Origin of the sequence: Amycolatopsis sp. VS8301801F10, from assembly GCF_046195355.1 — a bacterium.
Classification (GTDB): domain Bacteria; phylum Actinomycetota; class Actinomycetes; order Mycobacteriales; family Pseudonocardiaceae; genus Amycolatopsis.
Genome location: NZ_CP176065.1, coordinates 8,747,362 through 8,770,786, shown reverse-complemented (window position 1 = coordinate 8,770,786; position 23,425 = coordinate 8,747,362). Strand labels below are relative to the sequence as shown.

Annotated in this window: 24 protein-coding genes; 9 read left to right on the top strand and 15 right to left on the bottom strand. The window is 68.8% G+C overall.

Going from position 1 to position 23,425, the window contains the following annotated elements; all coding sequences use genetic code 11:
* Positions 1 to 25 precede the first annotated feature (25 nt).
* The 13 genes from F9C11_RS40215 to F9C11_RS40155 form a co-directional block, all read right to left on the bottom strand.
* Complete coding sequence (locus F9C11_RS40215) at positions 26 to 496, bottom strand: hypothetical protein (RefSeq protein ID WP_409182560.1); 471 nt, start codon at positions 494 to 496, stop codon at positions 26 to 28.
* Positions 497 to 1,164: 668 nt separating this feature from the next.
* Positions 1,165 to 1,515 carry a hypothetical protein gene (locus F9C11_RS40210; RefSeq protein WP_409182559.1) on the bottom strand — a complete coding sequence of 117 codons (351 nt, stop codon included), beginning with the start codon at positions 1,513 to 1,515 and terminating at the stop codon, positions 1,165 to 1,167.
* Between the two features lie 725 nt (positions 1,516 to 2,240).
* Positions 2,241 to 3,446, bottom strand: coding sequence for an MCE family protein (locus tag F9C11_RS40205; RefSeq protein ID WP_409182558.1), 1,206 nt, complete (start codon positions 3,444 to 3,446; stop codon positions 2,241 to 2,243).
* The gene (locus F9C11_RS40200) at positions 3,446 to 4,498 is read right to left on the bottom strand and encodes an MCE family protein (protein ID WP_409182557.1); all 1,053 of its coding nucleotides are present in this window, start codon (positions 4,496 to 4,498) and stop codon (positions 3,446 to 3,448) included. The genes F9C11_RS40205 and F9C11_RS40200 overlap by 1 nt, the downstream gene beginning before the upstream one ends.
* Positions 4,495 to 5,493 carry an MCE family protein gene (locus F9C11_RS40195; RefSeq protein WP_409182556.1) on the bottom strand — a complete coding sequence of 333 codons (999 nt, stop codon included), beginning with the start codon at positions 5,491 to 5,493 and terminating at the stop codon, positions 4,495 to 4,497. The genes F9C11_RS40200 and F9C11_RS40195 overlap by 4 nt, the downstream gene beginning before the upstream one ends.
* Positions 5,490 to 6,473 carry an MCE family protein gene (locus tag F9C11_RS40190; protein WP_409182555.1) on the bottom strand — a complete coding sequence of 328 codons (984 nt, stop codon included), beginning with the start codon at positions 6,471 to 6,473 and terminating at the stop codon, positions 5,490 to 5,492. The genes F9C11_RS40195 and F9C11_RS40190 overlap by 4 nt, the downstream gene beginning before the upstream one ends.
* A complete protein-coding gene (locus F9C11_RS40185) occupies positions 6,470 to 7,471 on the bottom strand; it encodes an MCE family protein (RefSeq protein ID WP_409182554.1) in 1,002 nt (333 codons plus the stop codon). Before F9C11_RS40185 ends, F9C11_RS40190 begins: the two co-directional genes overlap by 4 nt.
* Positions 7,468 to 8,709 carry an MCE family protein gene (locus F9C11_RS40180; protein WP_409182553.1) on the bottom strand — a complete coding sequence of 414 codons (1,242 nt, stop codon included), beginning with the start codon at positions 8,707 to 8,709 and terminating at the stop codon, positions 7,468 to 7,470. The genes F9C11_RS40185 and F9C11_RS40180 overlap by 4 nt, the downstream gene beginning before the upstream one ends.
* Entirely contained in the window at positions 8,706 to 9,548 is an 843-nt protein-coding gene (locus F9C11_RS40175; protein ID WP_037712855.1) for an ABC transporter permease, read from the bottom strand. Before F9C11_RS40175 ends, F9C11_RS40180 begins: the two co-directional genes overlap by 4 nt.
* A complete protein-coding gene (locus F9C11_RS40170) occupies positions 9,548 to 10,321 on the bottom strand; it encodes an ABC transporter permease (RefSeq protein ID WP_009074192.1) in 774 nt (257 codons plus the stop codon). The genes F9C11_RS40175 and F9C11_RS40170 overlap by 1 nt, the downstream gene beginning before the upstream one ends.
* A 290-nt stretch (positions 10,322 to 10,611) precedes the next feature.
* Positions 10,612 to 11,415 carry an alpha/beta fold hydrolase gene (locus F9C11_RS40165; RefSeq protein ID WP_409182552.1) on the bottom strand — a complete coding sequence of 268 codons (804 nt, stop codon included), beginning with the start codon at positions 11,413 to 11,415 and terminating at the stop codon, positions 10,612 to 10,614.
* Positions 11,415 to 12,410, bottom strand: coding sequence for an LLM class flavin-dependent oxidoreductase (locus F9C11_RS40160; protein WP_409182551.1), 996 nt, complete (start codon positions 12,408 to 12,410; stop codon positions 11,415 to 11,417). The genes F9C11_RS40165 and F9C11_RS40160 overlap by 1 nt, the downstream gene beginning before the upstream one ends.
* A gap of 85 nt (positions 12,411 to 12,495) precedes the next feature.
* Positions 12,496 to 14,619, bottom strand: coding sequence for a HelD family protein (locus tag F9C11_RS40155; RefSeq protein ID WP_409182550.1), 2,124 nt, complete (start codon positions 14,617 to 14,619; stop codon positions 12,496 to 12,498).
* Between the two features lie 125 nt (positions 14,620 to 14,744).
* Between F9C11_RS40155 and rsmD the strand changes: the two genes are divergently transcribed.
* The 8 genes from rsmD (at position 14,745) to mutM (ending at position 20,423) form a co-directional block, all read left to right on the top strand.
* Entirely contained in the window at positions 14,745 to 15,311 is a 567-nt protein-coding gene (gene rsmD / locus F9C11_RS40150) for a 16S rRNA (guanine(966)-N(2))-methyltransferase RsmD (protein ID WP_409182549.1), read from the top strand.
* Between the two features lie 52 nt (positions 15,312 to 15,363).
* Positions 15,364 to 15,846, top strand: coding sequence for a pantetheine-phosphate adenylyltransferase (coaD, locus tag F9C11_RS40145; protein ID WP_409182548.1), 483 nt, complete (start codon positions 15,364 to 15,366; stop codon positions 15,844 to 15,846).
* 141 nt (positions 15,847 to 15,987) lie between these two features.
* A complete protein-coding gene (locus tag F9C11_RS40140) occupies positions 15,988 to 16,707 on the top strand; it encodes a ribonuclease domain-containing protein (protein ID WP_409182547.1) in 720 nt (239 codons plus the stop codon).
* A gap of 156 nt (positions 16,708 to 16,863) precedes the next feature.
* Positions 16,864 to 17,589 carry a DivIVA domain-containing protein gene (locus F9C11_RS40135; RefSeq protein WP_409182546.1) on the top strand — a complete coding sequence of 242 codons (726 nt, stop codon included), beginning with the start codon at positions 16,864 to 16,866 and terminating at the stop codon, positions 17,587 to 17,589.
* A 160-nt stretch (positions 17,590 to 17,749) separates the two neighbouring features.
* On the top strand, positions 17,750 to 18,367 hold the full coding sequence (locus F9C11_RS40130; RefSeq protein ID WP_409182545.1) for a YceD family protein: 618 nt from the start codon (positions 17,750 to 17,752) through the stop codon (positions 18,365 to 18,367).
* 75 nt (positions 18,368 to 18,442) lie between these two features.
* Complete coding sequence (gene rpmF, locus F9C11_RS40125) at positions 18,443 to 18,625, top strand: 50S ribosomal protein L32 (RefSeq protein WP_009074209.1); 183 nt, start codon at positions 18,443 to 18,445, stop codon at positions 18,623 to 18,625.
* Between the two features lie 14 nt (positions 18,626 to 18,639).
* On the top strand, positions 18,640 to 19,380 hold the full coding sequence (gene rnc, locus F9C11_RS40120; protein ID WP_409182544.1) for a ribonuclease III: 741 nt from the start codon (positions 18,640 to 18,642) through the stop codon (positions 19,378 to 19,380).
* Positions 19,381 to 19,562: 182 nt separating this feature from the next.
* The gene (gene mutM / locus F9C11_RS40115) at positions 19,563 to 20,423 is read left to right on the top strand and encodes a bifunctional DNA-formamidopyrimidine glycosylase/DNA-(apurinic or apyrimidinic site) lyase (RefSeq protein ID WP_409182543.1); all 861 of its coding nucleotides are present in this window, start codon (positions 19,563 to 19,565) and stop codon (positions 20,421 to 20,423) included.
* 307 nt (positions 20,424 to 20,730) lie between these two features.
* Here the strand turns inward: mutM and F9C11_RS40110 are convergent, their stop codons facing one another.
* Both F9C11_RS40110 and F9C11_RS40105 read right to left on the bottom strand, forming a co-directional pair.
* The gene (locus F9C11_RS40110; protein WP_409182542.1) at positions 20,731 to 22,209 is read right to left on the bottom strand and encodes a nitrilase-related carbon-nitrogen hydrolase; all 1,479 of its coding nucleotides are present in this window, start codon (positions 22,207 to 22,209) and stop codon (positions 20,731 to 20,733) included.
* A gap of 122 nt (positions 22,210 to 22,331) precedes the next feature.
* Positions 22,332 to 22,913, bottom strand: coding sequence for a TetR/AcrR family transcriptional regulator (locus F9C11_RS40105; protein ID WP_409182541.1), 582 nt, complete (start codon positions 22,911 to 22,913; stop codon positions 22,332 to 22,334).
* A 160-nt stretch (positions 22,914 to 23,073) separates the two neighbouring features.
* On the opposite strand from F9C11_RS40105, the gene F9C11_RS40100 reads away from it, so the two are divergent.
* Positions 23,074 to 23,397, top strand: a complete 324-nt coding sequence (locus F9C11_RS40100) for a PadR family transcriptional regulator (protein WP_409182540.1) — start codon at positions 23,074 to 23,076, stop codon at positions 23,395 to 23,397.
* The last annotated feature ends 28 nt before the right edge of the window (positions 23,398 to 23,425 follow it).

Here is a 23,425-nt window from a genome sequence, read left to right as displayed (position 1 = left end):
CCTTCGGCGGTGAGGAAACAGAATTTCATCGGGGCACGAGATCGGTGACGAACCAGTTTCCGTCCATGCGCTCCGCGGTGACGGCCAGTTGTGCCGCGGCTGTCTCCGGAGTGGCGGAATTCCCTCTTACGGCGGACTGGTCGAGGAAGACGAGCAACTGTGCGTGGTCTTCGGTGAGTTGCTGGACGGAGGTGGCGGAGACTCGCGAGGTGAGGCTCAGCTGTTGATTCGGGGCCATTGTGCGGACCTGGGCGAAGAGTTTCGCGTAGGAATCGCGGGCGCGGCCGCGCAGCAAGGTGGCTGCGGCGTTCTCGGTGACGCCGGTTTTGTCGTAGGTATAGGAGAAGATCTTGTTGAGGGTGAGGCTGACCGCGGACGTGACGGCGGCGGTGCCGGGCTGATCGGTCAGCGCGTGATTCGAGGAGGCGGAGGACGCGGTGGTGGAGCGGGCTTCGACGGTGCACCAGACGCCGACGGCGGTGAGGACGACGGTCAAGGCCAGGAGGAGTGCGGGAAGGCGGTTTGTCTTGGGGGAAGGGGAGGGATCGGGGTCGGTGGGAGGCGGGGTCGGCTCGGTGGAAATGGGGTCGGGTTCGGAGAGTTGGGTGGACACGGGGTCAGGCTCAGAGGGTCGGGTGGCAACAGGATCGGAGGCTTGGGTGGCAACAGGATCGGAGGCTTGGGTGGCAACCGGATCGGAGGTTTGGGTGGACACGGGGTCGGGATCGGAGGGTCGGGCGGCAATGGGCTCGGAGTCGGAAGGCTGGGTGGGGTCGGTGGCGACGCGTGCGTGGTCTGTGTCAGCGGTGTCTGGCTGGGCGGCTTTGGCCGCGACGGGTGTCTGGTCCGCATTGGCTGCGCTTGGCCGGGTGGGTCCGTCGGTGATGGGAGGGTGGTCTGTGCTGGGTTTGCTTGGCGCGGTGAGTTCGGTGGCGATGGGTGTCTGGGCTGCGTTGGCCGGGTCTGTTTGGGCCGCTTCAGCTTTGACAGAAGCCGGTTCTGCGTTTGGCTGGGTGGCTTCGGCTGCGATGGGTGCGTGGTCCGCGTTGGTCGCGTTTGGCCGGGCGAGATCGGCAGCGACGGCGGGCGGGGGGTCGGATTCGCTGGTGGCCGTAGGGGAATCGGCAGGCTCTGTGCCTCGCCGAGACTTGCGCGGGGGGAGTTTCACGATCCGGCCACCCCCAGCTGTTCCAGTGAGCTGAGTTTCCAGCCGGAGGCTGTGCGGGCCATCGTCGCGGCTAAGCGGGTGCGGCGGACCGGCTGTGCGGTGCCGTTCTCGGTCACGGTGATTTCCACCGAGGCGAGGAGTTTCGCGGTACCGGCTTCGGTGTCCAGGTCGGAGAGTCCGGCGTCGAGGACGTGGCCGGTGGTGGCGGAGCCGTCGGGTGGGACGTTGCTGGGCAGGGACGTCTGGAGAGCGCCGGTCGTCGCGGCTTGCCAGTGGGCTAGGTCTTGGTCGCGGTGTTGGGGGTCGAAGGTGGTGACCGTGGCGATCAGGGTGCGTCCGGCGGTCACGGCCTCGTCTCTGGCCGCGCCGGCGGTCGCGGCGGGGGAGGTCGCGGCGGCGTGCCACGACCAGGCTGACCAGGCGGCGAAGGCGGCTGCTGCGGTCAGGGCGATTCCGGCTGCCCACGTCAGGGCGCGGCGGGGGTTGGTGGTGTTCAGGCGGGGGGAGGAGGGAACGGCGGGAGCGGACGGGTTCGGTGACGCTGCGGTGTCAGTGGTGGACGCGTCAGTGTCGGCTGGATGGGGCGCGGCGTGCCCGGTGATGGGAGCGGGATCAGCAGGTTCGGCGGAGGCGTCCGGCGTGGAGGCGGGGTCGCTGGCGGGTCGCGCGGCAGGAGACTCGGCGCGAGCGGAGTCATTGGCGAGGCGCGCAGTATCTGGTTCGGAGGAGGCAGGGTCGTCGGCGAGACGTGCGGCGGCAGGTTCGGCGGAGGCGGAATCGTTGGTGGGTCGCGCGGCAGTGGATTCAGCAGGAGTGGATTTGCTGGAGGGACGTGCGGCGGCAGGCTCGGCTGTTGCAGAGTCATTGGCGAGGCGCGCGGCATCAGCTTCGGCGGAGGCGGAGTCACTGGCGGGTCGCGCGGCAGCGAATTCAGCAGGAGCGGAGTCGTTGGCGGGACGTGCGGCAGCAGACTCGGCGAAAGCGGAACCACCGACGCCCCGCGCAGCAGAAGGCTCCACCGCCGCAGGAGGCAATGCGACACCGTCAGAACAAACCGCCCCCGGTGAGTTTTTCAGTTTCCCCGGCGTAGCCACAGCATCTCCTCCAGATCGGTCGACGTCGCGAGCCCCGGTGCCGCCCCGGGAAGGCCGCCGGGTTTGGCTGGTTCTGGGACCCCTGGGTGCGGAGCATGCTGGGACCCCCGCACCGAGGACGGGTCTCCGGCGGGCAGGGTGCAAGCTGCGGAGGTGTTGAACGGCAGTACGGGCAGTTCGGCGCTGCTCCGGACTTTCGTGCTCTCGTACCCTTTCCGGCACGGTGGCGGGTCGAAGAACGTCAAGGCCAGCGACAATCGTCCGCTGTCGGGGGTGATGGCTGACGACGTCGCGGCTACGGTTTTCGGCAGGGTCACCAGCAGTTGCTCCACGCCGTCGGTTCGGGCGCTGAAGACGTCGGCTGTCGTCAGCAGGTTTGCCAGCAGGATTGGCAGGCCTGGGCTGTTGTCGCGAAGCAAGCCTGTGACCTGGGAAGCGGCCGGCGGGGCGGTGGCGATCAGCTGGCGCAGGTCGCCGTCCGAGGACGCTAGCTGCGAGGCGAACAGGTGGGCGTTTCGGCTGAACTCTCGCCATGCGGTCGAGGACTCGGCTTGCGTTTTCAGGACCGTCGAACCGTCGTTGATGAGTTTTGTTGTCTGGGGGAGGTGGGTCGAAGCCGAGTCGGTGAAGGACCTCGCGGTGTCCATCAGCAGTTGCAGGTCTGGGCCGCTGCCTTGCAGGGCGTTGTCGAGTTCGTTCACCACGGTGCGCAGGTCTTCGGTCGGCACCGAGGCCGTCAGCGAGTCCACATCGGACAGGAAGGTTTGCACTGGCAAGGGCAGGACAGTGGAACTGCGGGGGATGACGCTGCCGTCCTCCAGGTACGGGCCCTGGGTGCCGGACGGTTGCAGGTCGACGTACTGCTCGCCGACGGCGGAGCGGTTCGCGACGATGGCTCGGGCGTTCGAAGGGATCCTTGGCGAGGAGGTGTCCAGCAGCAGGTCCGCTTCCATGCCGTGCTCGGTCAGGCGCAGCTGGCCGATCCGGCCGACAGCCACGCCTAGGTAGGTGACTTCGCCGTTGGTGAAGATGCCGCCGCCTTCCGATAATTCGAGGCGCACGGTGTAGGTCCCGGCACCGAACAGGCGCGCGATTCCGGCGTATTTCGCGCCGACGAACGAGGTCGCGGCCAACGCGACTACCACGAAGGCGATGACCTGCAGCCGGATCCGTCTGGTGAGCATCAGCGGCCCCCCGACGGGGGCGGCAGCGTCGGGAGTCCTGGCGGGACGCCTTGGCCGGGCGGAGGCAGCGGGACGCCGGCGCCTGGAGTCACCGTGGCGTAGACGTTCAGGTAGTCGCCTTTGAGCGCGTCCAGCACGGGGTCGGTGAAGGGGAACGAGGGGAGGATTTCCAGCGCTCGGGGCAGGTTTTGCCCCGCATCGGCGAGACGGCGCAGGATGGGGGCGAGGGCGCGCAGGTCGGCGGCCAGGTCGTCGCGGCTCTTGTTCGCGACGTCGGTGGCCACTGTGGACAGCTGGTCCAGAGACTGCAGCATCGTCACCAGCTGCGGTCGCTGGTCGGTGAGGGTTTTCAAGCCTGGGGTCAGGTCGGTGAGGGCGTCGGCGATCTGCTGGTTCCGGTCCGCCAGCGACGCCGACAGGTGGTCGAGGCCGTCCAGCGCGGCGGTGATGTCGCGGCGGTGGGCGTCGAGGTTCGTCATCAGCTGGTTGACCCCGGACAGGAAGCTGCGGATCTCCTCCTCGTTGCCGTCCATCGCCTTGGTCAGTTCGCGGTTGATCGTCTGCAACTGCTCGATCCCGCCGCCGTTGAGCAGCAGGGACAGCGCGCCGAAGATCTCCTCGAACTCCGGGTTGCGGTTGGTCCGCGACACCGGGATGACGGCTTTGTCCGCCAGCTGTCCGGAGGGGGCGGCGACCGGCGCGGCCAGTTCCACGAACTTCTCGCCCAGCAGCGACGATTGCCGCAGCCGGGCGACGGCGTTCGCGGGCAGGTGGACGTCGCCGTTCACGGCCAGGACGGTTTCGGCGGTCCAGCCGTCGGCGCCCAGCCGGATCGACTGGACGCGGCCAACGGGAACGTCGTCCACCTTCACCGCGGCCTGCGGGACCAGGTCCAGGACGTCGGCGAACTGGACGGTGACCTCGTACGGATGCGCGCCGAGGTCCGCGCCGCCGGGGAGCGGGAGGTCGTAGACGCCCCGGAAGCCGCCGGGGGCCGCGCAGCCGGCGAGCGTGCTTACCGCCAGGGCCAGGACAAGCCGTCGCGCCTTCATCGGCCGCCTCCCGTCACGGCCGCGTCCGTCGCCGGGAACGGCAGGTAATCCAGCAAGTTGGCACGGCCTTGCAGGCGTCCGGTCTCCGGGTCGATCGCGTTCAGCACGTTCTGCGCGGCCAGTGGGGCGACGTCCAGCGTTTCGGCGAGCGAAGCGCGTTGGTCCACCAGCGTCCGCGTTGTCTTGGCCAGTTTGTCCACATTGGACTTGAGGGCGGCCCGGTTGTCCCGGATGAAGCCCTGGACCGAGGCCAGCGCGCTGCCGAGCGAGCGCAGGGCCTCGGACAGCTCGCCGCGGTTCGCCGCGAGGGTGGCCGACACCTTGGCCAGCTGCTGGTTCACGTCCGCGACCTGCCGGTCGTTCGTGGCGAGCATGGTGGTGAACTTCTGCAGCTCGTCGACCGTTCCGAACAGGTCCGACGAGTTGCCCGCCAGCGTGCGGGCGAGGCGGGCGAAGTCGCGGACGGACGTGTTGAACGCCTTGCCGTTGCCGTCGAGGTTCGCCGCGCCGGTGCGGAGGAGGTCGGACAGCGCGCCGTTCGAGTTCGCACCGTTCGGGCCGAGGGCTTTGCTCAGCGTGTCGAGGCTCGAGTACAGCTGGTCCAGCTCCACCGGCGTGCCGGTGCGGTCGGTGCCGATGACCGCGCCGTCGGCCAGGCGCGGGCCGCCTCGGGCGAGTTTGCCCAGCTGGACGTAGCGGTCGGCGACCACGCTCGGCGCGATCACCAGCGCGGTGGTGTCGGCGGCGACCGGGATGTGCGGATCTACCGACAAGTCGACCCGGACCTGGCCGCCCTGCGGAAGGACCGCGGTGACCTCGCCGACCTTCACCCCGAGCACCCGGACGTCGGATCCGCTGTAAACGCCGACAGCCCGCGAAAAGTACGCCGTGACGCGGTATCGGCCGGATCCGGAGAACACCCACCACATGACGCCGCAGATCACCAAGGCCATGACCAGCAGGAAAACCACGAAACGGTATGCGCGCGCGGTCATTTCGCGCCTCCCTTCGGCGGGGTGCACGGATCGCGGTTCTCCGGGAGGAGGCCGCACAGGTAGCTGTCGATCCAGCGGCCGTTGCCTGCGGTGTTGGTCAGCACGCGGAAGTACGGCCCGGCCAGCTTGAGGCTTTGCGCGAGGTTCGCGTCTTGGCGCTGCAGCAGGTCCGTCACCTGGTTGAGCTGCCGCAACGCCGGAGCGAGCTGCGCGGTGTTGTCCGAAACCAGCGCGGACAGCTGGTTCGCGAGCTGCTGGGTTCCGACGAGCAACTGGTGGATCGCGTCGCGGCGGTGGTCCAGTTCGGTGAGCAGCAGGTCGCCGTCCTTGACGAGGTTTTCGAAGTCGTCGTTCGAGTTGGCGATCGTGGTGGTCAGTTTGCGTGCGTTGGCCAGCAGTTCGGCGATCTCGTTGTCACGCGACGAGACCGTCTTCGACAGCGCGCTGAGCCCGTCGAGCGCGGTACGGACGTGCTGCGGCGAGTTGCGGAAGGTGTCGCTGATCGTGGAGAAGCTGGTCGCGAGCTGTTTCGTGTCGATCGCGCCCGCGGTGTCGGCGAGGCCGTTGAACGCGTCGGTCACGTCGTACGGGGTCACCGTGCGGTCGCGCGGGATCGGCCGGTCCGGGTTCTGCTCCGCCCGGCCGGCTGGGTCGAGGGCGAGGAACTTGCGGCCCAGCAACGTTTTGATCTTGATCTGCGCCGACGTCCGGTCGCCGATCCACGCGTTCTTGACCCGGAAGCTGACCAGCACATGGTCGTCGTCCAAGTCCACTTCGGACACTTCGCCGACCTTGATCCCGGCGATCCGCACCTCGTCGTCCGCCTGCAGCCCGGCCGCCTCGGTGAATTCGGCCTGGTAGGTGGTGCCGCCGAGGAACGGCAGGCGGTGGTAGTTGAGCGTGCCGGTGAGCACCGCGGCCAGCGCGACGCTGCCGACGATCCCCAGCACGAGCGGATTGCGCTCCCGGAACGACTTCACGCGCCACACCTCGCCGCGGTCGCCGCCACGCCGCGCGGCGGCGACGTTTCCAGGACGGCTTTGCACAGGTAGAAGTTCATCCACGAGCCGTACGACCCGAGCGTGCCGATGCGGTCCATCTTCTTGGGCAGAGTGGTCAGTGCCTTGTCCACGTCGGCCTCCCCCTTGTTCAGGTTCCGGGTCAGCGCGTCGAGAGCGGAGATGCTGTCCTTGAGCCCGGGCCGGATCTCGGTGAGCAGCCCGCTGGTCGACTGCGTCAGCTCGGCCAGGCCGGACACCGCGTCGCCGATCGCCGTGCGGTCCTCGGCGAGCCCGGACACGAGCTGGCGCAGGGTCGACACCAGCGTCGCGAGCGAATCGCCCTTGCCGTTGACGGTTTTCAGCACCGAGTTCAGGTTGCCGATCACCTCGCCGATCACCTTGTCGCGGCTGGCGAGCGTGCTGGTGAGCGACCCGGTGTGCTGCAGCAGTTCGGTCACCGTGCCGCCTTCTCCCTGCAGCACCTGGACAATCTCGCCGGACAGGTCGTTGACGTCCTTCGGCGACAGCGCCTGGAAAAGCGGTTTGAAGCCGTTGAACAGGTCGGTCAGGTCGAGTGCCGGGGTCGTGCGGTCCAGCGGGATTTCGCCGCCCGGCGGCAATACTCCGGCCGCGGCGCGGGGGCGTTCCAGTGAGAGGTAGCGCTGGCCGACCATGTTGCGGTACTTGATCACCGCGGTCACGTTGGCGGGCACCGTGCGGCCGTTCTCCAGCGAGAAGCTGACGTGCGCGCGGTTGCGGTCGACCACGTCGAGTCCTTCGATCTGCCCGACCTTGACCCCGGAAATCCGCACGTCATCGCCCACGTTCAACGCGGTGGCGTCGACGAAGGTGGCCCCGTACCGCTGGCTTCCGCCGACCGATCCGCCGGTGATCGACAACGCGAGAACGACCGTCGCGAGGACGGTGACCAGGATGAAGATCAGGCTTTTGACCAGGGGAGCGGCAAGGTTTCTCACTTCGCCGTCACCTCCGTTCCGCGGTAGAGCGGGCCGACGAGCACGCTGCTCCACATCGGCACGTCAGCGGTCGAAACGCCCAGCGAAGGCGCGATCAGCGGGGCCAGGAACTGCTGCTCTTGCGGCGAATTCGCGATGCCGAGGTCACCGGTCGACGGCACGGTCGCCGGGGTTCCGGCGGTCGGCATCACTCCGCTCGGGTAGCAGCGCGGGCCGGTTTTCTCGCTGTACGCCGGATTGTCCTTGCCCGGCACGTATTTCCCGCGCGACTTGGACACGGTGACCTCGACGTGCAGCCCGGGCTCCTTCGTTCCGGCGCCGAGCACCCGATCCATCGACGGCTTCAAGTCGGTGAGTGCCTGTAGAGTGCAAGGGAAGCTGGGGGAGTACTTAGCGCCGATTTCGAGCGGACGGCGGCTGTCCGAGGACAACGCGATGAGGTTGTTCCGGTTCTGCCGCAGGAACGTCGTGAGGTCCCGCGACGACGTGGTGACCTGCTGATACAGCGAGCCGAGGTCGGTTCGCTTGGCACTGACCGTGCCGAGCGTGACCGACGCGTCGGTGAGCGCGTCGAGCAGATCGGGCGCGATGTCGCCGTACATCTGGGTGACGGTGGCGAGGTCGCGCACGTTTCGGTCCAGCTGCGGCAGGTTCGGGTTGAACCGCCGCAGGTAATCCGACGCGGTCGCCAGCGTCTGGCCCAACTGTGCGCCGCGGCCCTGCAATGCCGTGGAGACCGCGGTCAGCGTGGTGGCCAGTTTCTGCGGCTGAACGGCTTTCAACACCGGGAGCAGGTTGTCGAAGACACGCTCCAGTTCGATCGCGTTCGCCGACCGGTCCTGCGAGATCACGTCTCCGGCTCGCAGCGGCCGCTGCCGGTCAGTGTCCGGAATGGACAGTTGGACGTACCGTTCGCCGAACAGCGTCTTGGGAACCAGCAGCGCGGACACGTTGACCGGCAGCCACCGCACCTGCTCCGGGTCCAGTGCGAGCGAGATCTCCGCACCGCCGCGGATCGCGTGCACGCCTCGGATTTCGCCGACCACGACCCCGCGCGCCTTCACCTGCCCGCCGGCGCGCAGCTGGTTGCCGACGCGGTCGGCCTGCAGGGTCACCGGGACCGTGGTGGTGAAGTCCTTGTTGTAAATCTTCACCGTGAGCAGCACGAACGCCGACAGCGCCGCCAGGAACAGCACCCCGGCGGTGCGGACTCCGGTCTTGTGCCAGCGCCGGTTCATCCGGCCACCTGCACGGTCGTCGTAGCGCCCCAGATCGCGAGGCTGAGGAAGAAGTCCAGGACGCTGATCGCGACGATCGCCGTCCGCACCGCCCGGCCGACCGCGACCCCGACGCCAGCCGGGCCGCCGCTCGCACGGAAGCCGTAGTAGCAATGCGCGAGCACCACGACGACGCTGAAGATCAGCACTTTCCCGAACGACCACAGCACGTCGCCGGGTGGCAGGAACAGCAGGAAGTAATGGTCGTACGTGCCCGCCGACTGCCCGAAGCCCCACACGGTGACCTGCCGCGACGCGAGATACGACGACAACAGCCCCACCGCGTACAGCGGAATCACCGCGATGAACCCGGCGATCACCCGGGTGGTGACCAGATACGGCACGCTCGGGATGCCCATCACCTCGAGCGCGTCGATCTCCTCGGAGATCCGCATCGCGCCCAGTTGCGCGGTGAACCCGCAGCCGACCGTCGCGGACAACGCCAGCCCGGCCACCAACGGCGCGATCTCACGTGTGTTGAAGTACGCTGAAATGAACCCCGCGAACGCCGACGTGCCCACCTGGTTCAGCGCCGAATACCCTTGCAGCCCAACGACAGTACCGGTCGCCACGGTCATCCCGACCATCACGCCGATGGTCCCGCCGATCACCGCCAGCGCGCCGCTGCCGAAGCTCACCTCGGCGAGCAGCCGGACGATCTCGCGCAGGTACCGGCGCACCGCGCGCGGCACCCAGCCGAGCGCGCGCAGGAAGAACAGGATCTGGTCGCCGAGGGTGTCGAGGAAGCCCAGCCTGCGGTCGATGGCCTCGAGCACGCGCGTCGGAGTCGGGGTGGCCATCAGCTTCCCTTCGGCGGCACGAGCTGGAGGTACACCGTGGTGAGGATCAGGTTCAGCACGAACAGCAGCAGGAACGTGATCACGACGGACTGGTTCACCGCGTCGCCCACGCCTTTCGGACCGCCGCGCGGGTTCAGCCCCCGATACGACGCGACGACCGCGGCGACGAACCCGAACAGCAGCGCCTTGATCTCGCTGATCCACAGGTCCGGCAGCTGGGCCAGCGCGGAGAAACTCGCGAGGTACGCGCCCGGCGTGCCGCCCTGCATGATCACGTTGAAGAAATAGCCGCCGAGCACGCCGACCACGCTGACCATGCCGTTCAGGAACACCGCCACGCCCATCGCGGCCAGCACCCGCGGCACGATCAGCCGCTGGATCGGCGAAACCCCGAGCACCTCCATCGCGTCGATTTCCTCGCGGATGGTGCGCGAACCGAGATCGGCGCACATCGCGCTGCCGCCCGCGCCCGCGATCAGCAGCGCGGTCACGATCGGGCTGGCCTGCTGGATGATCGCGAGCACGCTCGCCGCGCCGGTGAACGACTGCGCGCCGATCTGCGTGGTCAGCGACCCGATGTGCAGCGCGATCACCGCGCCGAACGGGATCGACACCAGCGCGGTCGGCAGGATCGACACGCTCGCGATGAACCAGAACTGCTGCACGAGTTCGCGGAACTGGAACGGACGGCGGAACGTCAGCCGGACGACGTCGAGCCCCAGTGCGTAAAGCCGTCCGGTCTGGTGCAGTGCCGCGGCGCCGGGAAACGCCATCGCCCGACCTCCCAGCAATGTCCGGGCACGGCGGAATGCCCGCCGAACGTCCGTTCCGGTGCTGCTCCGTTTGGCGGACCGGCGGGAAGGAAAGCGTCGGCAGGGGGTTACCGTGCGGTTTCGTTACTGGTCAGTACGCTAACGAGGGCTTTGCCCGCAGACAAGAACTTGCCCTCTGCCGCGGGGTCACGGAGGCGTAACCGCGGAATTCTTGTGCGGTTTTGACAACTGCCGGGAATGCGCTTGTCAGCGCAGGAAAATAAATACCAGCGCGGCGGTTTCCGGATATTTCAGCGAGCGAGCCAGCGGTGCAGCGAAGCCGTCAAAGCCTCGGGTGCGTCGAGCTGGATCAGGTGCCCCGCCGAACGGACCAATTCCAGTCCGGCCCCCGGGATCATCCCGGCGAGCCGGTGTGCGCGGTCGACCGGGATCCAGGTGTCCTCGGTGCCCCACACCACGAGCGTGGGCACGCTGACGTCGCGGTAGCGCGGCTCGATCTCGTCGGTGTAGCGCTGATCTGCTTGCGCGATCTGCCTATAGAAGGCGGCCTGTCCAGTCGAACCGAGCCACGGCGCGACGAGCATGTCGTGCGCTTCGGCGGACAACGGACGATGCGCGGCGCCCGCGATGTACTCCCGCACCAGCGCTTCGTGCAGATTCGGCGGCAGCTGCGCGAACACGGCCGCGTTCTCCGCCACCAGACGGAAGAACTCCGAACCCCACGGCGCCAGCGCGACGACGTCCACCAGCGCCAGCGACCGGTAAGCCGCGCCGTGCAACAGAAACGCGCGCAGGCTGACCGCGCCGCCGTAGTCGTGCGCCACCACGTCCGGCTCTTCGAGCCCCCAATGGTCCAGCAGCGCGGCGAACGTCTCGCCCTGCGCGGCCAGCGAAACGTCCTGGCCCTCGGCCATGGTGGAACTGCCGTAGCCCGGCATGTCCCACAGGTACACCGTGAAGTCCGGCGCGAAGGTCGAAGCGATCGGCTCCCACAGCTTCGACGACCACGGCGTGCCGTGGCAGAACACGAGGGGCGGCCCCGAACCCTGCCGGGACCACCGAACCTCTTGGCCGCGCCAGTGGAAGACCTCCATCAGCGCTTCAGGTCCGCCACGATCTCGTACGAGCGCACCCGGTCCTCATGCCCGTGCACCATCGTGGTGATCATCAGCTCGTTCGCGTCGGTGTCGGCCAGTAGCTGGTCCAGTCCCTTCCGGACGGTCTCCGGCCCGCCGACGATGCTCGACCCGAACCGCTCGGCCAGGAACGCGCGGTCCATCTCGGTGTACGGGTACTCGGCGGCGTCCTCCGGCGTCGGCAGCGCGATCGGGCGGCCGCGGCGCAGGCTCAGGAAGGTCAGCCCGCTCGGCCCGGCCAGGAACTCCGCCCGCTCGTCGGTCTCGGCGGCGATCACCTGCACGCCCAGCATCACGTACGGCTCTGAAAGCACCTCGGACGGACGGAAGTTCTCGCGGTACTGGCGTAGTGCCATCAGCGTGTTCTCGGCCGCGAAGTGGTGCGCGAAGGAGAACGGCAGCCCCAGCCGTCCGGCCAGCTGCGCGCTGAAGCCGGAGGAACCGAGCAGCCACACCGGCGGCTTGTTGCCCTCGGCGGTGACCGCGTTGACGCCCCGCGCCGGGTCCGGCTCGAAGTAGCTGATGAGCTCCATCAGGTGCTCGGGGAAGTTCTCCGCGGACAGCCCGCCCGGCCCGCGCAGCGCGAGCGCGGTGCGCTGGTCGGTGCCCGGCGCACGGCCGATGCCCAGGTCGATCCGGCCCGGGTGGAACGCCTCCAGCGTGCCGAACTGCTCGGCGACCACGAGCGGCGCGTGGTTCGGCAGCATGATCCCGCCGGAGCCGACGCGGATGCTCTCGGTGGCGTCCGCGACGTGCCCGATCAGCACCGCCGTGGCCGAGCTGGCGATGCCCGGCATGTTGTGGTGCTCGGCGAGCCAGTACCGGTGATAGCCCAGCCGTTCGGCGTTGCGGGCGAGATCGAGCGTATTGCGCAGCGCCTCGCCGACCCCCTTCCCTTCGGAAACGGGGGACAGGTCGAGCACGGACAGCGGCACGTCAGGCAGGGAAGTCACGTAAGGGCGTAACGCACGGGGCGGCGGTTCCCTTCCCGGTCGCCTTCTCGTGAGCGGCGATCACGGTTCTAGCCGCGATCGCCGCTCACGAGGCGGGCAGCCAGTCCGGGTTCGAGGCGAGCACGATCAGCTGCTGGGTCGCCCGGGTGAGCGCGACGTACAGCACGCGCCGCCCGGTCGAGGACTCGGTGACCAGGTCCATCGGCTCGACCAGCACGACCGCGTCGTACTCGAGGCCCTTCGAATCGAGGCTGCCCACGACCTTCAGCCGCTCGTCGGTCTGCCCGGCGAGCCAGCCTTCGACCTCTTCGACGCGGTCCATGGCGGTGATCACACCGACCGTGCCCTCGACCGCGCCGAGCAGTTCCTTCGTCGCGGTCTGCGTCGCCGTCGCCAAGGCGGCCCGGTCGACCGGGCGGACCTCCGGCTCGATTCCGGTGGTGCGCACCGCCTTGGGCAGCTCGTCGGCCCGCGCGTGGCCGGCCACGACCTTCGCCGCCAGGTCGAAGATCTCCGCCGAGTTCCGGTAGTTCGTGCGCAGCGTGAAGCGCCGCCGCGTGGTCTTCACGCCGAACGCCTGGTCGCGCGCCTGCGCCGCCTCGTCCGGGTCCGGCCACGAACTCTGCACCGGGTCGCCCACGACGGTCCAGCTCGCGTACTTGCCGCGACGGCCGATCATCCGCCACTGCATCGGCGAAAGGTCCTGCGATTCGTCGACGACCACGTGCGAGTACTCGTCGTAGTGCTCCGGACGGTGCGGCGCGCCGCCGGAACCGCCGCGCTCCGGGGCCGCCTCGACCACGGTCTGGCGACGGCGGCGCTTCGGCTCCGGCCCGACCAGCACGCGCAATTCGTCCAGCAACGCGACGTCCGCGACCGACCAGCCGCGGGAACGGTCCGCGAAATCGGCCGACAGCAGGCTGATCTCGTTCCGGTTCAGGATGCCCTTGGCCGCCGCGGCCATCCGCTTCTCGGCGCCGAGCCACTTGAGCACCTGCGCCGGGTACAGCACCGGCCACCACACCACGAGGAAGCGGTGGAAGTCGATGCGCTCGCCGAGGTCGTTGATCAGCTCCGCGCGATCGATCTCCTTGCCGTCCGCCTTCGCGTACTCCTCGGCCTTGTCCGCCAGCGCGGCCAGCAACAGCTCTGCGACGCGTACGCGCGAACGGTTCGGCGGCGCGCCCTGCGTGTGCGCCTTGCGCCGCACCTTCTCCAGCTCGCGCGCGGTGAGCTTCAGGACTTCGCCGCGATAGACGATCTTCAGCTCCGTCGGCGCTTCGGGCGGGGTGTCGCGCAATGCGCGCAGAAGCACCTTTCGCATCCGAAGCGAACCCTTGATCGCGGCCAGCGCAGCCGTGTCCTGTCGCGTCGCTTCGAGACCATCGAGCACTTCGCCGAGGGCGCGCAGCTCTACGTTCGTTTCGCCCATCGACGGCAACACACGCGAGATGTACGTGGTGAAGACGCCCGAAGGACCGATCACCAGCACGCCCGCGCCACCGAGCTGACGGCGGTGCCGGTACAGCAGGTACGCCGCACGGTGCAGCGCGACGGCCGTCTTGCCGGTGCCGGGACCGCCGGTGATCTCGGTGACCCCGCGCCACGGCGCGCGGATGACCTCGTCCTGTTCCTTCTGGATCGTGGCCACGATGTCGCGCATCTTCTCGCCGCGCGAACGGCCGAGCGCGGCCATCAGCGCACCCTCGCCGACGATCTGCATGTCCTCGGGCACGGCGTCGGCGATCAGCACGTCGTCGTCGACGTCCAGCACGGTCTGCCCGGAGCAGCGGATCACCCGGCGGCGCACGACGTCCATCGGCTCTTCTGCGGTGGCCTGGTAAAACGCGGCGGCCGCGGGCGCGCGCCAGTCGGTGACCAGGTTGTCGAACTCGGTGTCGCGGATGCCGAGGCGGCCCACGTAGATGTGCTCGCGGTCGAGGTGGTCGAGCCTGCCGAAGACCAGGCCCTCGTACTCGGCGTCGAGCGTCTGCAGGGTCTGGTTCGCGTGGTAGACCATCATGTCGCGCTCGAACAGCATCGACGCCTGCTCGAAGATCGCTTCGCGCTGTGCGCCCTGGCCCAGCTCGTAGCCCTTGGCCCGCATCGCCTCGGCTTGGGTCCGCAGCTCGGCGAGCCGCGTGTAGACCCGGTCGACGTGGGCCTGCTCGACGGCGATCTCAGCCCGTCTCACCCGGGGTTCGGACACGCAACGCTCCCTTGAACTCCATCAACGCGCCCCTGGAGGGCGAAGGACGACTCTACGCGCCCGCGCGCGCGGGTTCGGCAAGTCCTGCCCAACGCCACATCGCGACCTTGGGCGAAGATGGCCGGGTGACGAGGATCGTGGCGGGGAAGGCGGGCGGACGACGGCTGAAGGTGCCGCCCAAAGGCACCCGTCCGACGTCGGAGCGGGTGCGGGAAGCACTGTTCAACGCCCTCGAAGTGGCCGGTGAACTGGACGGCGCCCGCGTGCTCGACCTCTACGCCGGCTCGGGCGCGCTCGGTCTCGAAGCGCTTTCGCGCGGTGCCGCGGACGCGTGGTTCGTGGAAGCCGATCGTCGCGCGGCAGACGTGCTTCGCGGCAACGTCGCCGAGTTGCGGCTAGGCGGCACGGTGCGCGCCGGTCAGGTCGAGACCGTGGTCGCCGCGCCTGCGCCAGTGCAGTTCGACGTCGTGCTCGCAGATCCGCCGTACGCGGTCGACGCTGCTTCGCTGGGCGCGGTGCTCGCTTCGCTGCACAGCGGAGGCTGGCTCGTTGAAGGCGCGTTGACGGTGATCGAACGCGCTGCGCGCGACGGTGCTCCGGACTGGCCGTCGACCTTCAAGCCGCTTCGCGAGAAGCGCTACGGCGACACGGCGCTGTACTGGGCTGAGTACGACAGCTCATCTGGGGTGTGACGCAGTCGTCACGAGAGCGCGCGCGGCGGCGCGGCTTGATAGCGTCCGCGCCATGCGGCGTGCGGTCTGTCCCGGTTCTTACGATCCGGCCACCAACGGACATCTCGACATCATCGAGCGGGCTTCGAAGCTCTTCGACGAGGTCGTCGTCGCGGTGGGGGTGAACAAGAGCAAGAAGGGCCTCTTCAGCGTCGAAGAACGCATGGAGATCCTGCGCGAGATCACCGCGGAACTGCCGAACGTGCGCGTCGATTCGTGGCAGGGCCTGCTCGTGGACTACTGCCGCGACAACGACATCGCCGCGGTCGCGAAGGGCCTGCGCTCGGTCAGCGACTTCGACTACGAGCTGCAGATGGCCCAGATGAACCGCGAGCTCACCGGCCTCGAAACGCTGCTGATGGCCAACAACCCGGCGTACGGGTTCGTGTCCAGCTCGCTGGTCAAGGAGATCGCGGCGCTCGGCGGCGACATCGAGAACCTGGTGCCGCCGGTCGTCCACGAACGCCTCCTCGCGGTCTACGCCAAACAGGACTGAGCACCGCGTCCGGCCGCGAGGCCAGTCCAGCGGCCGATTTAGCCTGAACGGATTACTGCCTTCGTCGGGACTTCGGCCGCGGCCCGAAGCTGTTCACCTCGCGTCATTCTGCGGACTACCCGTCCGGGTTACCGTCCGAAAATGACCAACAACCGCAGCCGCATAGTCGGTGTCCTTTTCGCACTGCTGGTCGGTTTCCTGGGGTTCGGCACGGCCGCGGAGGCCGTCCCGCTGTCCCCGGCGGCTCCGGCGTCCGTGCAGCCGAAGCAGAACTCCTGTGGGGATCTGTCCGGTTTCACGCATGTCAAGCTGTCGGCGCTGCCCCCGGAGGCGACTGACACCTACAAGCTGATCCAGACGAACGGGCCGTTCCCGTACCCGAAGAACGACGGGGTCGTCTTCACCAACCGCGAGGGGATCCTGCCCTCCTGCGCGTCGAGCTACTACCACGAGTACACCGTGCCCACGCCCGGTTCGAGCACCCGCGGCACCCGCCGGATCGTGACCGGCCAGGGCGGCGAGTACTTCTACACCGGCGACCACTACGCGACCTTCCAGGTCATCGACATCGACGGCGGCAGCACCCCGGCGAAGTGCGGCGACCTGTCGAAGCTGAGCCCGGTCGGCTACTCGACGCTGTCCGACGACGCCAAGCAGGTCGTCGACGGCGTGCGCGCCGGCACCCTCAGCGACGGCACGACCTACCAGAACCGCGAGGGCGTCCTGCCCGCGTGCGACGCCGGCTACTACACGCTGTACGACGTCGGCTCGGAAGACCGCGTGATCTCCGGCAAGGGCGGCGAGCTCGCCTACACGCCGGACCACTACGGCACCTTCCAGAGGATCGATCTGGCGGGCTGACCCCGGCCAGGCGGGGGCGGTCCCACCGGCCGGGTGAGACCGCCCCCTTCCTCGCGAGGCCAGGACACGCCCGGTCGGGTGCTCGTTCACCGGTTCAGGCTGCGAAGCGGGCAGACTGGAAGCCAGTGATCGGGGAAACTGCTTGAGGGAGTGGCCGTGTACCGGGTTTTCGAGGCACTCGACGAGCTCGTCACGATCGTCGAAGAGGCCCGTGGGGTTCCCATGACGTCCAGCTGCGTGGTGCCCCGCGGCGACGTCCTCGAGCTGCTCGACGACGTCCGCGACGCGCTTCCCGGCGAAGTGGACGACGCGCAGGACGTGCTCGACAAACGCGACGACCTGCTGCTGGCCGCGCGCAAGGAGGCGGGGGAGACCGTCGCCAGCGCGAACGAGGAAGCCGAGCGGACCGTGTCGGACGCCACGTCCGAGGCCGAGCGCATCCTCGCCGACGCGCGCGCCCGCGCGGAGCAGATGCTGAGCGACGCGCACAACGAGGCCGAGCGCATGGTCGCGAGCGGGCAGGCCGAGTACCAGAACCTCACCGAACGCTCGCGCGCCGAATCCGAGCGGATGATCCAGGCCGGCCGCGACGCCTACGACCGCGCGATCGAGGACGCCCGCGCCGAACAGGCCCGGCTCGTCTCGCAGACCGAGGTCGTGCAGGCCGCGCACGCCGAATCCGCGCGCATCGTCGACGAGGCGCACGCCGAGGCCGACCGGCAGCGCGTCGACTGCGACGCGTACGTGGACGGCAAACTGGCCGAGTTCTCCGAACTGCTGGCCACCACGCTGCGCACCGTCGACTCGGGCCGCAACCACCTGCGCTCGCCCGCCACCGGCCACGGCGGCGGCCGTTCCACGCTGTACGACTACCAGGTCTGAGGCGTTTTCCCTCGCCCGCGAGGCCGCGGAACCGGCCGAACGCGGGCCCGGCGGCGAGAGCGTCGGGCAGGCCCGCGCCGGCCCTCCGCGGCAGCCTCGTTCACCAGGTCTGACCAGCCGCTGCGGCGACCCGCGCGGGGGCTGCGTACGCTGGTGGGCGATGTCCGAAAACCCTGCCCAGAACCCCCGCCCCGCGCAGCTCGACGACCGCAGCCCGTGGGTGGTCGACACCCGTGAGCTCGGCCGCCGCGCGGGACTCAGCCGGGAGCTGCGCCGCAGCGCGCCCGTGCCGGCCTCGCTCGGCGTGCCCGGCGTGCTCGAAATCCGCGAAGGCGAGCCGGTCGAGCTCGACCTGATGCTCGAATCCGTCGTCGAGGGCGTTCTCGTCACCGGCACCGCCGCCGCGGTCGCCACCGGCGAGTGCTCGCGCTGCCTCGACCCGGTCACCGAGAACGTCGAGGTCGACCTCACCGAGCTGTTCGCCTATCCGGGCTCGGCCACCGAGGAGACCACCGACGAGGACGAGATCCCTCGCCTGGTCGACGACCGGATCGACCTCGAGCCGACCGTCCGCGACGCCGTGGTGCTGGCGCTTCCGCTCGCCCCGCTGTGCCGCGAGGACTGCCCCGGACTGTGCATCGAATGCGGTGTCAAGTGGGCCGATCTCGAGCCCGGACACGGGCATGAGAAGATAGACCCTCGGTGGGCCGCGCTGGTCGAGCGATTCGACGAGAACGCGGGCGAAAAGCCTGCGCACGGCTCCGGAGAGCAAGCCTGACGAGCGCCCAGCTCGATCCGGGAGAAAGCAAGTTCGCTCGCATCCGCGAGCAGACCGTTTGAAGGAGATCTACTCGTGGCCGTCCCGAAGCGGAAGATGTCGCGATCCAACACGCGCTCCCGCCGCAGCCAGTGGAAGGCGGCTCCGGTTCAGCTGGTGCCCTGCTCCAACCGCGCCTGCCGCCAGCCGAAAATCCAGCACGTCGCTTGCCCGGCTTGCGGCCAGCACAACGGCCGCCAGGTCGTCGAGCCCGCCTGAGCGGGCAGCCGACCATGGGGGGTAAGCCCGTCGGAGGACCCGCGGCCGATCCCGCATCGTTGCTCGAGGCGCTCGGGGTCGAACTCGACCCCGAGCTGCTCCGTCTTTCGCTCACCCACCGCTCGTACGCGTACGAGCACGGCGGCCTGCCGCCGAACGAGCGACTGGAGTTCCTCGGAGACGCGGTGCTCGGCCTCGTCGTCACCGACCACCTCTACACCACGCACCCCGACCTGCCCGAGGGCCAGCTCGCGAAGCTGCGCGCCAGCGTCGTCAACATGCACGCGCTGGCCGGCGTCGCGCGCGGGCTCGGCGAGGGCGGGCTCGGGGCGCATCTGCTGCTGGGCAAGGGCGAAGAGCTCACCGGCGGCCGGGACAAGGCGAGCATCCTCGCCGACGGTCTCGAAGCCGTCATCGGCGCCACGTACCTCGCGCACGGCATCGAGGTCGCGCGCAAGCTCGTGCACCACCTCTTCGACGGGTTGCTGGCCGAGGCTCCGCTGCGCGGGGCAGGCCTCGACTGGAAGACCAGCCTGCAGGAGCTGACCGCCTCCGGGGGACTCGGCGTGCCCGAGTACCGCGTCGAGGACAGCGGTCCCGACCACCGCAAGGAATTCACCGCCACCGTGCTGGTGGCGGGCCGCGCGCTGGGCGAGGGCAACGGCACCACGAAGAAGGAAGCCGAGCAGAAGGCCGCGGAGACCGCCTGGCGGGCCCTGTCGGAGGAACTCGGCAGGGGCGACGACGCGAGCTGACGCGTTCTCCCTTCTTTCCGGGGCTGGTTGGCGAGATTCGCTGATCAGCCCCGTTTTTGTGCGCCGGACCGGCGGCTGTGCCCGGTTTCCTGCCGGACGGGGGCGCCTGAGTCCTCCCCGGGCCTCGTCGCGGTTTGTGCACCGGCCCCGGAATTGTCGGGGGCGCCGGGCAGAATGAGGGCATGCCCGAACTACCCGAGGTCGAGACCGTCCGCGCCGGTCTCGAAGCGCACGTCGCCGGCCGTACCGTCCGGGCCGTCGAGGTGCTGCACGACCGCGCTATCCGGCGGCACGCCCAGGGAGCCGCCGACTTCACCGGACGGCTCGCCGGAGTCACGATCGAGGCCGCCCGGCGGCGCGGCAAATACCTGTGGCTGGAACTGTCCGACGGCGAGGCGGTCCTGGCGCATCTCGGCATGAGCGGGCAGATGCTGGTGCAGCCCGAGGACGCGCCGGACGAGAAACACCTGCGCGTCCGGGTCCGCTTCGCCGACGGCGGCCCGGAGTTGCGGTTCGTCGACCAACGGACGTTCGGTGGCTTGGCTTTGGACGAGCTGGTCGAGGTGGACGGCGACAGCCTGCCGGGGACTATCGCGCACATCGCGCGGGACCCGATGGATCCGAAGTTCGACCCGGAGGCGGCGGTGCGCGCGCTGCGGTCGCGCCGGACTGAGGTGAAGCGGGCGCTGCTGGATCAGACGTTGGTGTCTGGGGTGGGCAACATCTATGCCGACGAGGCGTTGTGGCGGGCGAAGCTGCATTGGTCTCGGCCGACGGAGAAGCTCACGGCTGCTCAGGGGCGGGCGTTGGTGGCCGCTGCCAGTGACGTGATGGCGGCGGCTTTGGTGGCGGGCGGGACTTCGTTTGATGCGCTTTATGTGAATGTGAATGGGGAGTCTGGGTATTTCGAGCGTTCGCTTGACGCGTATGGGCAGGAGGGGATGCCTTGTCGGCGTTGTGGGACGGCGATTCGGCGGGAGCCGTTTATGAATCGGTCTTCGTTTTCTTGTCCGAGGTGTCAGCGGCGGGCTAGGTCGGTTTAGCTGGGGGAGGGTCCGGTGACGGCTCGTCGCCCTGGCGGGCGACATTGCCGGTTGATGGGTTGCGTGGGGCGCCCCGAAGCTTGATTGTGCTGACGGTTCGGGGGTGCTTGTCAAGGCGGGAAAGATGCCTTGACAAGCACCCCCGAACCGCAGGGAGGCTTCGTATCGGGGTGCGGGGGAGGGGCTGGGTGCCACGCTCTTTGGGTGCAGATGCTGCGGCTTTAGGGCTGGGTGCCTCGCTGTTTGGGTGCACCGGCTGCGGGTTTGGGGCTGGGTGCCTTGCTGTTTGGGTGCAGCGGTGCGGTTTTTAGGGGTGGTTCAGCGGTTTGGGGTTGGCGGGTGCGGGTGGGTTGGGTGTGCGAAGTCGAGCGAAAACTAGGCCCGCAACCGTAATTGCCAGTGAGAGCCAGGGGAACCAGTTGCCGAATCTGGTGTGGAACGTTGGGCCGGGGCCTGCCGGAACGTCGGCGACGACCGACGTGAACGGAGTGGGGCCGCCGGTTCGGGCTTCGGCTTGGATGCGACCGTAACCGTCGGAGAGCATCAGGGTGCCGTTTGCGTCGGACAGTGCTATTGACTGTCCGCTTTCCACACCTCGGAGCAGTGCGTTGCGGGTGTGCTGCCAGCCGCCTTCGTCGTTGCTGTCTGGCGGGACTGCCAGTTCCGCCGGGATGGCGAGGATTCGCGAGCCGGCGGCTGCGTAGTCGCGGCTGGGGGCGGTGAAGGTCGTGTCGCCGCAGATCACCAAGCCGGTCGGGGCGGGCGCGCCGGGGACGAATACCAGGTCTCGGCCGGGTGGGCTCACCAGGTCGTGGTGTTTCAGGTATCGAACGGGTGCGGCGCCGTCGGCGGGGAAAGCCAGTGCGTAGTCGTAGTTGTGTTTGCCTGGTCGGTCGTAGTACTCGAAGCCGACCACGATCGCCGTGCCTCGGGCCTTGGCGGTGCGGCGCATTGGTTCTACCAGGGCGGTCGGCCATTCTTCTTCGGCGCTGAAAGCAGCTTCGGGCAGCACTACGAGCTGTACGCCGTCCGGCATGGCGGAAATCTGGTCGAGGTAGTCCTGGACCAGGGCTCGGCCGCGGGCGGTGCCGAGTTCAGGGCCCCAGTGGTAGCCCGCGTTCTGCGTGGTCGCGGCCATTCGCACCGACGGACCGCCCGAAGCGGAAAGGCGCAGGGCGCCGCCGCCGAGGGACAGGGTCACCAGGACTGCGGCGACGACCCCGGTGCGCAGCCGGGACGCTCCGGGCGCGCACATGGCGGCGACCGCGGAAGCGGGCAGCAGCACCAAAAACTCGATGCCCCACATCCCGGCCCACGAAGCGGTTTGCAGCACGAGCGGCGCGTCGCCCTGGTCGTTGGCCAGGGAACCCATCATGCCCATCGGGTTCGAGATGGCGATCAAATACAAGAGCGAGGTCCACGCCGCCGGTGCGGCCAGACTGGCCAGCAGCGTCCGGCGACGGCGTGCCAAGGCCCAGAAAAGCCAGACCGCGAATGTGAACACCAAAGACATTCCGACATCGATGGCCGCCCCGAACGGCCACAGCGGTTCGTCGCCGGAATGTGCTTGGTAGGCCCACATATTCGCGGTGCCGAGCAGGAAAGCGCCGAAGGCGGTGCCCGCGGCGGTCCAGCCGCCGACCCGAGTCGCCAGCAACAGCACGGGAAACGGCGCGAGCCAGGTGAGGACGGCGATCGGCGCGAGTCCGGTGCCGAAGTAGAAAAGCACCGCCGACGACAGGAGTGCGGCCGGGACCTGCCAGCGGGCGTTAGGTGTTGAGGCCATGGAGGATTCTCCGGGAGGTGCGTCGGCATGGTGCGCGGAATTTGGGTTCTGCTGTGCCGAGGCTGTCGGCGAGGTGGTGCTGCACGGTGGCTTGGGTTTGTGTGCGGATTTGCCTGCGGGCGTTAGGTTTTGAGGCCATCGAAGATCCTGCGGGAGGTGCGTCGGCATAGTGCGCGGAACTCGGGTTCCGCTGCCCCCATGCGGCCGGCGAGGTAGTGCAGCACCATGCCTTGCGTCTGCGTGCTGACGGTGAGCGCGGCTTCCAGCGGATCGTCCTCGCGCAGTACGCCGTCGCGCATGCCTTCTTCGATCAGTCGGACCAGGGCGGTGAACGGCGGCGAACCGGGTTCGCGGAAACCGTCCGGGTACAGGCGGGCTTGGGTCCAGCCGTCGGTCATCAGGAAGCGGTACAGGTGTGGCTGGCCGAGTGCGAAGTCCAGGAACCGGTCCAGCAGTGCGTCGAAGCGGTCGAGCCATTCGCCGCCGGGGGCCGGGTCTTTCCATGCCGCGCCTAGTTCGCGGGCGGTGGCGTCGGCGACTGCGCGCAGCAGGACCTCGCGGTTTTCGTAATGCCGGTAGATCGCCATCGCGGTGACCCCGGCGGCTTCGGCGACCCGGCGCATGCTGACCGCCGCTGCGCCCTCGGCGGCGATGATCTCGCGTGCTGCCGCCGCGAGTCGTTCGGCGGTGGGAATCTCGGCCATGTCTACACTGTAGACCACGAGGTCTACGCTGTATACCCGACCGTTCGGCTCCCGCTGACCAGGACGGATGGGCAGCGATACCGCCGGATGGCCGCGTGCCGTGCACACTACTGCGCTATGCGTGGTACCTTCTCTCGCGCAGGACCGGGGAAGGAACGCCGTGGAGATCAGTCAGCTGCTCAAGGGAGTGCTGGACCTGGCGGTCCTCGCGGTGCTGCGCGACGACGACGGGTACGGCTACGACGTGCTGCGAAGACTTCGCGTCGCCGGCCTGGAGGAGGTCGGGGACGCATCGGTGTACGGCACGCTGCGGCGGCTGTACAAGGCGGGCTTGCTGACGTCCTACGTGGTTCCGAGCGAAGAAGGCCCGCACCGCAAGTACTACAGCTTGAACGACCGGGGCAGGGCGCGGCTCGCCGAATCGGCGCGCACGTGGCGCAGCTTCGCGTCCATTATGGACAGTTTGGTGAACGAGCGGGCCTGACCGCGCGGGCAGGCGGCACGAATCGGGG